Raw genomic sequence first — 15,746 nt, 5'->3', positions numbered from 1 at the left:
AAACGGGCGGTGCGCGAATGTCAATGCACTCACGACACACGCCCGCAAAAAAACCACGCTTTTATTGCGGGGTCTTCAATTGCATGATTTCGCGCGCTTCGGCGGGCGTGGCAACCGACATGCCCAGGTGGTGAATGATGGTGCTCGCGCGATCGACCAGTTGGCCATTGGTCGCGAACACACCGCGGCTGAGGTACAGATTGTCTTCAAGGCCGACGCGCACATTCCCACCAAGCAGCGCTGACTGCGCAACCATTGGCATTTCGTCGCGTGCAATGCCAAACGCTGCCCATTGCGCGTTCTCAGGGATCAGATTGCGCTGATAAATCATGGTCTCAGTCGTGGCAGGAGCACCCCATAGGACCCCGAGTACCATCTGGAACAACGGGACGCCGTCGATCAGCCCGTCAGTGATAAGCGACTTGCCAAACAGGATGTCGCCAGCGCTGAAAACTTCCAGTTCCGGCTTAACGCCCAACTCCTGGAACCGCTTGGCCATCGCACGCAGGGTTCGCGTCGTGTTCAGGTACACAAACTCCAGCTTTCCTTCGACCTGATTCCCCGTCGTGATGTCCAGTGAGGCAATTTCCGGGAGACACTCTTCAAGGTGACGAACGCGCTCCGCAACGGGAATAACGTCGCTTTCCGGAAGTCCACGCGCTTCATCTTCGGGGTCGGGCAGGAAAAACGCGCCAAGACCGCAGGTCAGGTTCAGAACGATATCGGTGCCCGACTGACGGACGCGGTCGACCACCTCTTTGAAGAGCTTGGGATCGCGGCTGCCACCGCCAGTTTCGGGGTCACGCACGTGAATGTGAGCTACTGATGCGCCGGCTTTCGCGGCCTCCACACATGCGTCGGCGATCTGAGCCGGCGTGATCGGCATAGCCGGATGTTTCGGATTAAACGGTGCGTTACCGGTGACCGCACAGGTCAGAATGACTTTTCTGGACATGTTAGATTTCCCATTCAACATTGCCGCTAACGGCAATCAATTCGCCCGTGACCTTCGAAGCTGCGCTGGAGGCGAGGAAAAGCACCATTTGAGCGAGATCGTCTGGCTGGACTTTGGTCCGCAGCGAAATGTATTTCAGATAGTCCGACTCGACTTCGCCTGCGGTACGTCCGCTTTCCGAGGCGATGTTGGCGACGATGCGCTGCATACGCTCGTTGTCGATCATGCCTGGCAAAATCGCGTTGCAGCGGACGTTGAACGGGCCGAGCTCACGTGCCGCGTTCAGGGTCAGCGATTCAACCGCTGCCTTGGACACGACGTAAGCGGTGCGCATAGGCAGACGTGTACGGGTCGATCCGGTGGAGAAGTTAATGATCGCGCCGTGACGATTGCGCTTCATAGCCGGAACTACATGCTTCATGAACTGGAACATGCCGCCGAGATTGATATCGAACGTCTCGCGCCACGCGTCGTCGGTGATGTCCTCAAGAGCTGCGCGCGGTCCAGCAACGCCTACGTTGTTGACCAGAACCGAGGCATCTCCGAAGGCGCGCTGAGCGTCCTCGAGGACCTGCGCTACCTGAGCCGGATTGCCAACGTTGGCAACTGTTCCGGTCATACCCGGATTTGCCGCAAGCGTTGCTTCCACGGCTTCAGCCCGTACGTCGCAAATGTGGACACGAGCACCGCGTGCAATGAATTGCTCAGCAATTACACGGCCGACGCTATCCGCGCCGCCAGTGACGATGACTGTTTCCTGCATGGACATCCTCTCAATCAAAGACAAGCGCCCAGCTCGCACCAGCGGGCGCCATGATTCAATACACAAGCGATACCGCAGCGCTACTCGCACCGCTACGCCATGTGTGTCAAGGTCACAAACCGGCGGAGATGCCTTCATCCATCAGCAGACAGCTTCCGTGCATTGCGCGCGCAGAGTCGGAAGCGAGGAAGGAAATAGCACCCGCAATGTCCTGCGGCTCAGAGAATGTCCGCGTGCTTGGCGTGCGTGCTGCCATGAAGTCGCGCAGGCCTTGCATCTCGGGATCATTGCGGATGTCATCGTTCATGCCTGTCGCGGTGTTACCAGGTGCAACGCAATTGACGTTGATATTTTCGCGCCCAAGTTCGCACGCGAGAGCGCGCGTTAGCATCACGATCCCGGCTTTGGTTGCACAGTAAATTGCGTATGTGCCGAAGCCTGTCAGACCCGCGACAGACGCGACATTGACGATCTTGCCGCCACCATTTGCCTTCAGACGCGGGACGACAGCGTTGATCGTGTTCCACGTGCCGCGCAAATTGATGTCAATCATCTGATTGACGTCCGGCAAGGCGGCGCTGCCGGCGGGCGTCGGTTTGAACACGCCGGCAGCATTCACAAGCGTGTCGATCCTGCCAAATGCCTGAACGACTTTTTCGATCAGGCTGGCGACAGCCTCGGCATCTCGGACATCGCAGGCAAAGCCGGTGGCATCGCCGCCTTCGGCGCGAATCGCGGCGGCTACTTTCTCCGCCTTTTCCACGCTCGAGCTTGCAACCACTGCGACACGATATCCGTCTCGTGATAGACGATGCGCCACCGCCTCGCCGATGCCACCGGAACCACCCGTTACCACAACTACCTTGCCGTCAACGCTCATCACAGACCTCTTCAAGTTCACATCATCACTTCGAACGCCCCTGCATTTCTACATCGCGGCGACCACATGGCTAAAGGCTAAGCTTTTAGTGATCACAGATCAACATAAAAATTAAACCACGCGATCGAAATACAGCGTCAACCGTTGTTTTCATAGGGAAAACCCTCATAAAAACAAGATACGTTATTTTCTATTTGTGATCACAAAGATCGAGACATATACTTTGCGCAAGGATATCCGATCGGCAAATCAAGCGATCGTTGAATCCGCTATTTGTCCATCAGGAGAGCCTTATGCGTTTCGCAGTCGATACCGGAGGTACATTCACCGACCTCATCGTCGAGGATGACGACGGTAGTCTTCACATGTTCAAGTCGCCGACGACACCGGCAGACCCAATCAGCGGCGTGCTAGATGCACTGCAGGTCGCCGCCGACGGTCTCGAGCTTGATCGCGCTGCGATGCTGCAGCGCGGTGAGATGTTCATCTATGGCACGACTCACGCCATTAATGCCATCATCACCGGCAACACGGCGCGTACCGCGCTAGTCGTGCCGGCAGGCCACAGGGACATCCTGACATTGCGTGAAGGCGGCAGACTCGAGCCTTTCAATTTCACGGTCCCCTACCCGGAACCATTTGTTCCGCGCGCGCTGACCTGGGAAGTGCCGGGGCGCATGCTGGCCAACGGCAGCGAATTGCAATCGCTGGATGAAGCGGCATTCGCGAAGATTAGCGCCGAAATGCGCGATGCAGGCGTCGAAGCCGTTGCGGTCTGCCTGTTGTGGTCAGTCGTCAACCCGGCCCACGAACTGAAGGTTGGTGAGTTGCTTGAAAAGCACCTGCCTGGCGTGCCCTACACGCTCTCACATCAACTCAACCCGATTCCTCGCGAATTCCGTCGCGCCTCATCGGCCTGTATCGACGCCTCCCTGAAGCCGATGATGCGGGCCTATATGCACACACTGGTGGACCGTCTTGAAGAAGCCGGCTTCCCAGGACGCGTTGTCGTGGTCACGTCGCAGGGCGGCGTTATCGACGCAGCGCACGTGGCAGAAGCGCCAATTCACCTCATCAATTCCGGTCCGTCGATGGCCCCGGTATCGGGCCGCTACTTTGCACAGGCCGACGAACAGACCGACACGGCAATTATCGCGGACACCGGCGGCACGACATACGACGTGAGCCTCGTGCGACGCGGCCGTATTCCTTCGTCGCGCGAGACCTGGATTGGCGCACCCTATCGCGGCGTCATGACTGGTTTTCCTTCCGTCGACGTGAAACGCGTCGGCGCGGGTGGCGGCTCGATTGCCTGGGTCGATGATGGCGGCATGCTTCACGTAGGGCCAAAAAGCGCCGGTGCGGTTCCCGGCCCGGTGTGTTATGGGCGAGGCGGTACGCAACCCACCGTCACTGACGCATCACTTGCCTTGGGCTATGTCGATCCGGACTTTTTCCTTGGCGGCACCATGAAGCTCGACGCGCAAGCGTCACGCGACGCAATCGAGAAGTTCGTCGCGACGCCGCTCGGCATGTCCATCGAAGAAGCTGCTGCCGCGATCATCACGATTGCCACTGAAAATATGGTGCAAGCCATTTTCGACATCACTATCAACCAGGGTATCGATCCGCGCGAGGCCGTGCTGATTGGCGGTGGTGGCGCTGCAGGATTGAACTCGGTACTGATCGCCCGGCGCCTGGACTCTCCTCGCCTCGTCATCCCGCAAGTCGGCGCAACGATGAGCGCGGCAGGTGCAATGATGTCGGAATTGACATCCCAGTTCTACGCTACGCATTTCGCGCGCACCGCCGCATTTGACTTCGCTGGCGTTCGCGAGGTGCTCACGGGCCTTCACGCAAAGTGCCAGGAATTCATCGGTGGCCCCGGCAAAGGCTCGTTCGAACAGACGATCACCTTGCTCGCGCAGGCCCGCTATCCAGAACAGGTGTGGGAACTGGAAGTACCGCTCACCGGCCTTGCGATCGAAACCAGGGAAGACGTCGAAGCGCTCATCGAAGGCTTCCACAAAGCCCACGAAGAAGTTTTCGCGATCCGCGACAGCGGCTCGCAAATTGAAATTGTCGGCTGGAGTGCTGTCGTCTCCTGCCGGATCCGCAAGCAGGAGGGCGCCGCCCTTGCCCGGTCGAGTGCAAAAGCCATCGCCAACCCATTGCGCAAGGCCTACTTTGCTGGCAAGGGCTTCCTCGATAGCGCCGTAGTCCGTTTCGAGGCTATGCAACCTGGAGAGCCGGTTTCTGGGCCCGCCATCGTGGAATCGTCGTTCACGACGGTGGTCATCAACCCCGGCTCGATTGCGGAGCGCCGTCCGAGCGGTAGCCTGTCGATCATCCCCGGTCGCGATTAATCGAGGAGAACACACATGAACCAATTGAACAGCCGCCCGACTACCGACGGTGTCACGCTCGCTTTGCTGACCAACCGGCTCGAAGGCGTCGCACGCAAGATGGCCAACACGCTGCTGCGCAGCGGCCGCTCAGGTGTTTTGAACATCGCGCGCGACTTTTCGTGTTGTATCGTAACCGCCGACAACCAGTTGCTGGCAGCCGCGGAAAGTTTGCCTATCCACGTGCTCTGCGGCCCTGACCTGATGGCAGCATCAATGAAGGCGTTCCATCCGGAGTTGCGCCGCGGCGACGCATACCTGCATAACTCGCCGTACCACGGCTGCTCACACCCGGCCGACCACACGATTCTCGTCCCAGTGATGGACGACAACGGGGTCCACCGGTTCACGGTCGTGGCCAAAGCTCACCAGGCTGACTGCGGCAATTCGGAGCCCACCACGTACATGGGTTCTGCACGTGACGTGTACCACGAAGGTGCGCTTATTTTTCCGGCCGTAAAGGTACAACAGGATTACAAGAACATCGACGACATCGTTCGTATGTGCAAGATGCGCATTCGTGTACCCGAACAATGGTGGGGCGACTATCTTGCGATGATGGGTGCCGCCCGCATCGGTGAGCGTGAGTTGGCGAATCTGGCGAAGGAAATCGGCTGGGACGCGCTCGACGATTATGCCCGCGACTATCTCGACTATTCTGAGCAGCGAATGATCGGTGCGATCAGGAAACTTGCTCCCGGTCAGGCAACCCGTTCAAGCACGCACGACCCGCTCTTCCCCGGCATGCCCGAAGAAGGTGTCACAATCCAGGCGGCCGTTACCGTAGATCCAGAAAATGGCCGCATTCAGGTGGACCTGCGTGACAACCCGGACTGCCTGCCCTGCGGCCTGAATCTTAGCGAAGCAACCGCACGGACAGCGGCGATGGTCGGTGTCTTCAACAGTGTCGAACACACCGTTCCCAAGAATGCTGGCTCGTTCCGTCGCATCGACATTTTGCTGCGCGAGAATTGCGTAGTGGGTATTCCACTTCATCCGACTTCCTGCTCCGTCGCGACAACCAACATGGCTGACCGCGTCGCGAACTCGGTGCAAACAGCAATGGCTGAAATGGATGAAGGCGCGGGTCTCGCAGAATGCGGCGCCGTGATTCCACCCGCGATTGGCGTTATTTCGGGTGTCGACCCGACAACCGGCCACCGATTCATCAACCAACTGTTTCTCGGTTTCACCGGTGGTGCGGCCGGTCCGCACGCCGATTCGTGGCAGACCATTGGCCACGTCGGGAATGCCGGTTTGTGCTTCCAGGACAGTGTGGAACTCGACGAAATGCGCCATCCGCTTCTCGTTCGCACTCGAAGCTTCGTCCAGGATAGCGAAGGCGCGGGACGTCACAACGGTGCGCGGAGCATGTACGTCGAATTCGGGCCTGTCGGCTGTGAGATGGAAGTGGGTTACGTGAGCGATGGCACGATAAACGGACCGAAAGGCGTTCGCGGCGGCCTGGCAGGCGCGAGTTCCAAACAGTTCAAACGCCTGACCTCAGGTGAACTCGTTGAGCTTCCCGGTGGTGCAATGCTCCGTCTAGCCGACGGTGAAACTGTTCTGTCGTACTCCTGCGGGGGTGGCGGATACGGGCGCCCTGAAACGCGCGACCCAGAACTGGTTCGTCGCGATGTGGAAGAGGGTTATCTCTCGCGTGAGCGCGCTCGCACTATATTCGCCGTGGCCCTTACCTCGGCCGGCGCCGTGGATGTCACGTCGACTGAAGCGTTGCGAAATGCTGCATTCGAGGCATTCTCCGCTGCCGGAGTAGAAAGATGATGCTCACCTTCAAGGGCGCAAAGCCCTCCATCGGTCCCGGATGCTTTGTCGCACCAAACGCAACGCTAATCGGTTCGGTGCAACTTGCCGAGCAGGTGTCAGTGTGGTTTGGTGCCGTCCTTCGGGGCGATGTCGCAGCGATCAGCATCGGTGCGGCAAGCAACGTCCAGGATGGGACGGTCATCCACTCTGACCCTGGCTTTCCGGTCAACATCGGCCGCGGGGTAACAATCGGCCATGCGGCAAAGTTGCACGGATGCACGGTTGAGGACGGCGCCCTCATCGGTATTGGCGCAACGGTACTCGATGGGGCAGTTATCGGGAAGAACGCCCTGATCGGCGCAAACTCGCTCATCCCGCCGGGAAAGATCATCCCGGAGCGGGCTCTCGTGATGGGCTCTCCCGGCAAGTTCGTCAGGACGCTGACCGATGCAGAAGTAAAAGAGCTGGAGTGGGCTGCGGAAGAATATGTGCGCAGTTCAGAGGAATATCTGTCTGTACTTGATTTGCCCGCCATAATGTTCGGCTGACACCAGCGAAAAAGGCCGACGCGAAATCGCGCCGGCCTTTCAGTTCGCAGCAGCAAACTCCGACGATGAAGACAGGAGACTTACTTACGTTTGCGCGGCTTGGTTCGCTCGACCTCCGCCGTTGCACCCTCAACAAAAAGTTGGTGCTTATACCACTCTGCAGCATCCAGAATATCTGCCCTTACGGCCGAGCTTGCCGCTTCTGGATCCCGCTTCGCAAGCGCCGCAAGTATGTTGAAGTGGTGCATGACACCACGGTCGTGCAATGAGTCGGCCGCGACATGCATCTTCTTCATGACCGACGCCAGATAAGGGCCACTCTGCAACCAGAGCGTTTCGATAATCGACAAAAGCAGACCTGATCCCGCGGCGCGATATATGGCGAAATGAAGCTGCTCGTTTGCTGCCACCGCCGCAGCGATGTCGCCGGCATCAAGCGCGTGACCATACGCTTCGTTGGCCGCCTTGATTCGCGAAAACTCTCCCGGCGTCATCCGTTGAGCAGCAAGCGCGGCCGCGCGGCCCTCAACGGTCGCCCGCGTGTCGATCAGTTCATCGAGCATTTCAGGCGAAATAGTCGGCACACGGAGAGTGCGGTTCGGCAACATTTCCAGTGCTCGCTCCGTCACCAGCCGGCTCACTGCCTCACGAACCGGCATGGTGCTGGTACCCAGCATTTCGGCCAGACCACGGATCGTTACCATTGTTGCCGGCGCAAAGCGTCCCGCGCGCAGCGCGTTGGCCAGCTCCTCATAAACGCGCTCTCGTAGCGCGACGTTACTCAGTTTCGATACTGCAGGCAGGTCGTCTTCACTCGACGGAACAAGCTTTTCCTTGTCGACAATCAGACTGTCCATATTGACTCCGGTAGTGATCTCGAATCACGATCCGATACCCGCAAAGGGCCACAAGACTGATTCATACAGACCATATTACCTTATTTTGTGATCACACATGGGCGATTGCAAGCTTTGCCTCCCCCTCGGCATGAGCGACCTCTTCAGCTTTTGGCCTGCCGACGGGTGAAAGAAGTTACAGAGCGCGCTGTGGCCCGAGCACAAAATATTAACGTCGACCCGATATTCAAGATTGCTTCGGTAGAAGCGCTTTGGTCAACAAGGACTTACTTTTGATGTGCTAGAGCCTCGTCATCCCAAGGAAAACGCCAAGGAGACAACCTAACGAAGAGAGCGCGCCTCAAAACCAAGCCTTGACCTTGGCAAGGGTCGCTCCTTATGGAGCAGACGGACTTCGGGTCCCTACCACCTCAATCACCCACAAATTTGGTCAGTTTCTGGCGCCATGTGAAGAGACCTCCCCCTGCTGTCTTTGCATACTTGCCGCAAAAAAACTTTAGATCGAGCTTCGGCGCCCAGTCGCGACTGAGACACTCATGCGGGCGCAGAATCCTGCTGGACCGAGGAGCACGCAAAACAGGAAAGGGACACGCCACCCCCATTGACTGAGCTGATCGGGAGGCAAATAGGTGGTCATATGTAAATTGAGGCAAAAAAAGCCACGCCAGCGAACTATCTGGCGTGGCTCAAGCTGTAACTTACCGGTCCTTGGTAAGGAAGCCGGGCATCGCAGCGCACTCTCAGGCAAACACTTGATTCGCTAAAGCGCCACGCTGATCTTTCTGAGGGCCTGCTCGTACGCGACACTGGCGATTGATTTGCCTTGCGCCTGTGCCTCGTCGATCAAGCTGGCTGTCCGGTCCGCGATACGTATAACTTCCCGATCCACGGATGCGTCATCACCACCACCTTCATACTCGCGAACGCAACTGATAACCCCGCCAGCATTGACAACATAGTCCGGCAGATACTGAATCCCACGCAAATGCAATCGCTGCGCGTCGTCCGCCGTCTCCAACTGATTGTTGGCGGCGCCCGCAACAATCTTGCATTGCATGTCAGCAATTGCAGGTGCATTTAACACCGCGCCAAGCGCACAGGGCGCGAACACATCGACCGCCTGGGTAACGATGTCGCGGACATCGACGACCTTGGCGTCAAACTTCTCTGCCGCGGTATTCACGCGAAGGGAGTCGATGTCGGCGACAACCAACTTGCAACCGGCCGCATGCAGTCGCTCACACAGGTCCCAGCCGACCGAACCCAGCCCCTGAATGGCAACGGTCACGCCGCCAAGCGAGGCCGCCCCAAAAAGCACATCTGCTGCCCGCTCAATGGCGGCATAGACGCCGAGGGCAGTTTTTGGTGACGGATTGCCGCCAAACTTTCCCTCCCGGGGGATGCCGCTGGCGTACGGCGACGCACACTGGATTGCGAGCATGTCATCGACGGTCGTACCGACGTCTTCGCCAGTAATGTATTGGCCGCCGAGTGACTGAACCGCACGACCGAATGCCTGGAACATCTCCTTGCGATTCAGTTGGCGATCGTTCCTTATGATGACGGATTTGCCTCCGCCGTACGGCAGGTCCGCCATCGCATTCTTAAGACTCATGCCATGAGACAGGCGCAGTGCATCGCGCAGCGCCTCTTCGTCACTCGAGTACTGCCACATGCGACAACCACCAAAGGCCGGTCCCCGAGCAGTGCTGTGCACAGCGATGATCGCCCGAAGGGACGTAATCGGGTCAGATATGTACAGGACCTTTTCGTGCGCGGGTTCGCCCTCGAGCCCGAACAGATGCTGCACGGCAGTGAGATTTCGTGCTTCTATTTTTGCGTTCATGGAATGACTAAGGAATGAATGGTTACCGGGACGCAGAGCTATCGGGAGTCAGGCAGCTCAGAGCAACTCAAGCGCCACAGCGGTCGCTTCACCGCCACCGAGACACAGCGAAGCAATGCCGCGCTTCGCGTTGCGAGCGCGCAGCGCATAGAGAAGTGTCACGAGAATCCGCGCACCGCTGGCGCCGATCGGATGACCCATTGCGCACGCTCCACCGTTCACGTTGACCCGCTCGTGCTTCAGCCCAAGTTCCGCCATTGCAATCATCGTCACGGCAGCAAAGGCCTCATTAATCTCAAACAGATCAACGTCCGCCTGACTCCAGCCGGCCCGAAAAATTGCCTTCGTGATCGCACCGCCGGGTGCCTCGGTGTACTTCGCCGGGGCGAGAGCATTCGTGGCATGCGACGCAATGCGCGCGAGCGGGGTAAGACCGGCGGCGGACGCTGTATCGGCCCGCATTAGCACGAGAGCGGCTGCGCCGTCAGAAATCGACGACGCGTTTGCCGCAGTCACGGTGCCATCAGCGACAAAGGCCGGACGCAGCTTCGAAACCTTTTCCAGATCGCACAGTTCAGGTGTTTCGTCGCGACCGATAGAATGAGCCCCCTTCTTGTCGACCAATGCAACGGGCGCAATCTCCGCTTCAAACGCACCGCTTGTAACGGCGTGCTGGGCACGCCGGATTGATTCGCTTGCGAACGTGTCCTGAGCCTCGCGTGTCAAACGCCAGTCGCGTGCCGAAGCGTCCGCGTAGCAGCCCATCAATTTGCCTTCGTACGCATCCTGCAGCCCATCGAGAAACATATGGTCCAGCACTTGCCCGTGCCCCATGCGAAGACCCTGGCGGGCCTTCGGCAATAGATAAGGCGAATTACTCATGGACTCCATCCCACCCGCCACCGCCACCGTCGCGGTTCCGCAGCGAAGCAGATCGTGTGCGAGCATTACTGCCTTCATGCCAGACCCACACATCTTGTTCACCGTCGTCGCCGGGACGGTATGAGCGAGACCCGCGCCAAGCACCGCCTGCCGCGCCGGCGCCTGCCCCAGTCCCGCCGGCAGACAGCATCCGAAGATCGCCTCGTCAATCGTCGCCGGATCGACGGCGGCCTGTTTGATCGCTGCGTCGATCGCGAAAGAGGCTAACCGCGGCGAAGTGACGTCTTTGAATTGCCCGTGGAAAGCGCCGATCGCTGTACGCTTTGCACCGACGATGACGATGTCGTCCTCATGAAATCTCATGGTTTGCTCCTGTTAGTCAGTTCAGCGCGGCGCCATGCGCAACGCACCATCGAGGCGGATAACCTCACCGTTCAGATAGGCGTTCTCGACGATGTGCCCGACAAGCGCTGCAAATTCAGCAGGGCGACCGAGACGTTGAGGGAATGGGACACCCTCCCCCAGCGCTTTCTGAACGTCAGCTGGCATACCGAGGAGCATCGGCGTCTCGAAGATACCCGGGGCAATCGTGACAACCCGAATCGCATTGCGTCCGAGTTCACGCGCTGCCGGCAATGTGAGCGACACGACCCCGCCTTTCGACGCTGCATATGCCGCCTGACCAATCTGACCATCAAAAGCAGCAGCTGAAGCCGTATTGATGATCACGCCCCGTTCGCCATGAGCGTCCAGCTCATTAGCTGCCATAGCGGCCGCGGCGATGCGCATGACGTTGAATGTGCCGATCAGATTGACCGACACCACTTTGGAAAATAGCTCCAGCGAGTGCGGCCCCTCACGGCCAATGATGCGCTGAGCGGGAGCAATACCCGCACAATTCACGACGCCTCGCAACGAACCAAAGCGATCCGTAACAGCACCAACTGCCGCCTCCACGCTCTTGCCATCGGTCACGTCGACCTGCAGCGCCAAACCCCGTTCCGGGTTGTTCGCCGCCTCAGTGGTGGCTCCGTTGATATCAATGTCCGCAAACGCCACGTTCGCGCCACGCTCAAGCAGTGCGCGACCGACCGCTGCGCCAAGCCCAGAACCACCGCCCGTGACCAGAAAAGTGCCTTCACCAATCATCATATTCATCTCCTCCAAAATTCACTCACCAAGCTGCTTACCGACCACTCGCCAGCAGCATTGCGCGGTATTGTTGACGGACCGGGCGGGCATGTTCGTAGTTGCGTTCCTTGATAACGCCGAAGCCGCGAATCGATGAGGGCACCCGGAGCAGCGCAATTGCTGTGTCAATTGTTTTGTTCGAGAGACTTTGAATTGCCAGACTCACGTCCTCCTCGAACTCACCAATCAGCGCTCGCTCGATGACTCGATCCTGCTGTCGGCCAAACGGGTCCAGCGCTGTGCCACGCAGGACTTTTCCGTGCTTCATCACACGCAGGAGCGGGTCCAGCCAGGCGGCACGAAGTGCAATCTTGTTCCGGCGACCAGTACGAGGGTCGCGACGGGTCAGAAGCGGTGGTGCCATGTAAAAGGTCTTCTTGCCGCCACCATCGAATGCTCCCGACAGATATGAGCGGAAGCTGCCGTCGGTATGCAGCCGGGCCACTTCGTATTCGTCCTTGTAGGCGAGAACCTTGAAGTAATTGCGGGCAACGGCTTCGGTCAGACCACCGACTGCGCCGGAAACCCGACGCTCCGCTTGTTGGACGCTCTCGACCAGCGCCTTGTAACGACGCCCATAGGCCGCGTTCTGGTAGAGCTCGAGGTCGCGTACACGCTCAGCGACAAAGCGGTCCAACTGAAACGGACCAGACTCCGCAGGAACCTTGCCGGAAACCCGCTCAATGACACTGGCGTCGTGCGCCATCAGCCGGCCCCAGAAGAAGGCACGCTCATTCATCTTTACAGCGGTACCGTTGAGTTCGATGGCGCGCCCAATCGCCTCTTCAGAGAGGGGGATCAGTCCCAATTGATACGCGTATCCAACCATCATCATGTTCGACGCAATCGCATCACCGAACAGCGCTTCAGCCGCGCCGGAGCCGTCCCAGAAGGCAGCGGGTGCATCGCCGATCGCGCTTTCGATCGCGGTCTGATGAATCGCCTTGCTGACCGGCAAGTCGCCGTTACGCACGAAGTCCGACGTAGGAGTGATGCGCTCGTTCACGACCGCTCGCGTCACCCCGGATGCCGCCCGCGAGAGCGCTCCAGAGGACGCTGCGACTACCGCATCGCAACCGAGCAGCACATTGGCTGCATGAGCACCAATGCGAGACGTGACGATCTTTGCACGGCTCGTAGCTATCTGCACGTGACTGATCACGGCACCGTTCTTCTGTGCAAGACCCGTAAAATCGAGTGTGGAAGCGCCCTTGCCCTCAAGGTGCGCTGCCATGGCGAGAATTGCTCCAATTGTGACCACACCCGTACCACCGATGCCGGTCACAACGATGCTCGCGTGCTTCTTCAATTCTTCCGACACGGACGCTGGCGCCGGCAGCTTCGCACGCCATTCCTCTTCGATTACACCAATACGTTTCTGGTCAGGCCGCTTGGGCTGAAGTCCTTCAACCGTCACAAAGCTCGGACAAAATCCCTTCAGACACGACGTGTCCTTGTTGCAGCTCGACTGATTGACCGAGCGCTTACGGCCAAGATCGGTTTCAAGCGGTTCAATTGCGATGCAGTTCGATTGCACGGAGCAATCACCGCATCCCTCACAGACTGCAGGGTTGATAACCACACGCGTGGGCGGGTCGATGAGTTTGCCCCGCTTGCGCCGACGGCGCTTTTCAGCAGCGCACGTCTGGTCATAGACAATTACCGAGACGCCTTTCGCCTCACGCAGGATACGCTGCAGCGCATCGAGATCGTCGCGATGCTGCACTTCCACCGAAGCGGGCAACTCCGATCGGCCTGAATATTTTTCGGGCTCATCTGTAACCACCACCACCTTGGCGGCACCCTCAGCGACCACTTGTGCCACGGCGCGTTGCACAGTCAGACCGCCTTCGGCCGGCTGCCCACCGGTCATAGCAACTGCATCATTAAAAAGAATCTTGTACGTGACGTTCGATTTTGCGGCAACTGACTGCCGGATCGCGAGGCTACCCGAGTGCTGGTACGTGCCGTCCCCGAGGTTGACGAACATGTGCGGGATATCCATGAACGACGACATGCCAATCCACTGCACCCCTTCCCCGCCCATCTGGCAAAACGTCGCGGTGTCGCCTGCTTCGCCGAGTGCCATGATGTGACAGCCAATGCCAGCGGCGGCGTAGGATCCGTCCGGCAGCTTGGTGGACGAGTTGTGAGGACACCCCGCGCAAAAGAACGGCTTGCGGGTGAGCGGCTCCGCGCCCTTGGTGAGAGTGAGCGGGATGAAGCGCGAACCATTGCGTTGCGTCGGCAAGCTGACCGGCGCAGGCGTAGCCAGTTGAACGTTGGTGTGTGCGAAGAACCGCTTCAGTGCGGCGACAATCTGTTCGGGTGCGAACTCCATCGCGGCGGGCAGTAACGGGCCCGCTTCACCCAGGTCCTTGCCGAAGACGGCAGGACGTTCGTCTGCCCGAAGGTTGAACAACGCCTCCTTGATCTGCCGTTCAACGAACGAACGCTTCTCTTCAACGACGACAAGCGCCTGCATGCCACGGGCGAACGCGCGCACTCCTTGTGCCTCGAGCGGCCAGATCATGCCGATCTTGTAGACACCAATTCCGAAGTGCTCCAGATCTCTCAGTGACAGCCCGAGCGCTTCAAAGGCGGCGAGCACGTCTCCATGCGCCTTGCCGACAGTAACGATACCGACGCGTGCACCTTGCGGCCTAACCAGCGTACGATCGAGCGGATTGGCACGCATAAACCCGAGCGCGGCGGGAAGCCGCTCATCCAACACACGTCGTTCAAGCTCACTACGCTCAGCCGGCCACCGAAGGTTTGGATCGTAATTAAAACCGCGGACCTCCGGTACATAAATGTCTTCGGGCAATGTGAACCGCGAGGCAGCGTTCTCCGTGTGCCCATGCACGGCCATCGAACGCCCACTCTCGACCGTTTCCGTGATCGCCTTGAACGCCACCCAGAGCCCTGAAAAACGGGACATCGCGTAACCGGTCAAGCCAAACTCGATGTATTCCTCGACCGATGCCGGAAAGAGGATCGGCATCATCGCGCCTTCAAACACGTGATCGGTCTGGTGCGGGAACATGGACGATTGTGCTGCATGGTCATCTCCGGCTACCGCCAGCACACCACCTTGCCGCGACGTACCCAGAATATTGGCGTTCCGGAATACATCGCCGGTACGGTCTACGCCGGGACCCTTGCCGTACCACATGGAAAACACACCGTCGACGCGCTTGCCCGGAAATGCATCGACCTGTTGGGCACCCCAAAGCATTGTCGCACCGAGGTCCTCATTCAGGCCGGGCTCAAAGCGGATGTCATGCTCTGCGAGCAGCTTCTTCTGCCGCCACAGCTCCTGGTCAAAGCCTCCCAGTGGCGATCCGCGGTAGCCTGACACAAGGCCTCCGGTATTAAAACCAGCAGCGCGATCACTGCGAGCCTGTTCGACCAGAATTCGCACGAGCGCCTGGGTACCGGTCAGGAAAACAGTGCCGTTCTCTCGACGGTAACGATCCTCAAGACGGTACTCCATGTCGAGTTGGCGCTCGATCTCGACTGCTCGCATATTCATCGCTTGCCTCCGCTGCTTCATGTGTGGGATGAGGTCCATTTTATGTAGCCGCAAGAGACGAGTTGTGCCAAACTTAACCATCAAATTGAGCCGAATTAGCAATCGCTGCCGGATTCG

Annotated in this window: 11 protein-coding genes; 3 read left to right on the top strand and 8 right to left on the bottom strand. The window is 58.8% G+C overall.

The genetic code is table 11. The features are described 5' to 3' along the window. Positions 1–61: 61 nt before the first annotated feature. From A6V37_RS15860 to A6V37_RS15850, 3 genes are all read right to left on the bottom strand, one after another. Positions 62–955 (bottom strand): beta-keto acid cleavage family enzyme, encoded by an 894-nt coding sequence (locus tag A6V37_RS15860; RefSeq protein ID WP_064269576.1) that lies wholly within the window; start codon positions 953–955, stop codon positions 62–64. 1 nt (position 956) lies between these two features. Next, positions 957–1,718 carry an SDR family oxidoreductase gene (locus tag A6V37_RS15855; RefSeq protein ID WP_082902772.1) on the bottom strand — a complete coding sequence of 254 codons (762 nt, stop codon included), beginning with the start codon at positions 1,716–1,718 and terminating at the stop codon, positions 957–959. 112 nt (positions 1,719–1,830) lie between these two features. Next, positions 1,831–2,598 carry an SDR family NAD(P)-dependent oxidoreductase gene (locus A6V37_RS15850; protein WP_064269574.1) on the bottom strand — a complete coding sequence of 256 codons (768 nt, stop codon included), beginning with the start codon at positions 2,596–2,598 and terminating at the stop codon, positions 1,831–1,833. Positions 2,599–2,891: 293 nt separating this feature from the next. On the opposite strand from A6V37_RS15850, the gene A6V37_RS15845 reads away from it, so the two are divergent. Genes A6V37_RS15845 through A6V37_RS15835 form a run of 3 tightly spaced genes read left to right on the top strand, consistent with a single transcriptional unit; the run spans position 2,892 to position 7,318 of the window. Beyond that, complete coding sequence (locus A6V37_RS15845) at positions 2,892–4,964, top strand: hydantoinase/oxoprolinase family protein (RefSeq protein ID WP_064286127.1); 2,073 nt, start codon at positions 2,892–2,894, stop codon at positions 4,962–4,964. A gap of 15 nt (positions 4,965–4,979) precedes the next feature. Beyond that, a complete protein-coding gene (locus A6V37_RS15840) occupies positions 4,980–6,788 on the top strand; it encodes a hydantoinase B/oxoprolinase family protein (protein WP_064269572.1) in 1,809 nt (602 codons plus the stop codon). Continuing rightward, entirely contained in the window at positions 6,785–7,318 is a 534-nt protein-coding gene (locus A6V37_RS15835) for a gamma carbonic anhydrase family protein (protein ID WP_064269571.1), read from the top strand. The genes A6V37_RS15840 and A6V37_RS15835 overlap by 4 nt, the downstream gene beginning before the upstream one ends. 80 nt (positions 7,319–7,398) lie before the next feature. Here the strand turns inward: A6V37_RS15835 and A6V37_RS15830 are convergent, their stop codons facing one another. The 5 genes from A6V37_RS15830 to A6V37_RS15810 all read right to left on the bottom strand — a co-directional run bounded on the left by A6V37_RS15830 (position 7,399) and on the right by A6V37_RS15810 (position 15,629). Beyond that, positions 7,399–8,175, bottom strand: a complete 777-nt coding sequence (locus A6V37_RS15830) for a GntR family transcriptional regulator (protein WP_064269570.1) — start codon at positions 8,173–8,175, stop codon at positions 7,399–7,401. A 760-nt stretch (positions 8,176–8,935) separates the two neighbouring features. Beyond that, positions 8,936–10,021, bottom strand: coding sequence for a Leu/Phe/Val dehydrogenase (locus A6V37_RS15825; protein WP_064269569.1), 1,086 nt, complete (start codon positions 10,019–10,021; stop codon positions 8,936–8,938). Positions 10,022–10,078: 57 nt separating this feature from the next. Next, positions 10,079–11,266, bottom strand: coding sequence for an acetyl-CoA C-acyltransferase (locus A6V37_RS15820; RefSeq protein WP_064269568.1), 1,188 nt, complete (start codon positions 11,264–11,266; stop codon positions 10,079–10,081). Positions 11,267–11,287: 21 nt separating this feature from the next. Then, positions 11,288–12,055 carry an SDR family NAD(P)-dependent oxidoreductase gene (locus A6V37_RS15815; RefSeq protein ID WP_064269567.1) on the bottom strand — a complete coding sequence of 256 codons (768 nt, stop codon included), beginning with the start codon at positions 12,053–12,055 and terminating at the stop codon, positions 11,288–11,290. 34 nt (positions 12,056–12,089) lie between these two features. Beyond that, a complete protein-coding gene (locus A6V37_RS15810; RefSeq protein WP_242665854.1) occupies positions 12,090–15,629 on the bottom strand; it encodes an indolepyruvate ferredoxin oxidoreductase family protein in 3,540 nt (1,179 codons plus the stop codon). Positions 15,630–15,746 lie beyond the last annotated feature (117 nt).

The sequence above is a fragment of the Paraburkholderia ginsengiterrae genome, from assembly GCF_001645125.1.
GTDB lineage: Bacteria > Pseudomonadota > Gammaproteobacteria > Burkholderiales > Burkholderiaceae > Paraburkholderia > Paraburkholderia ginsengiterrae.
The sequence above is the reverse complement of the archived record's forward strand: the minus strand, read 5'-3'. Positions and strand labels throughout refer to the sequence as shown.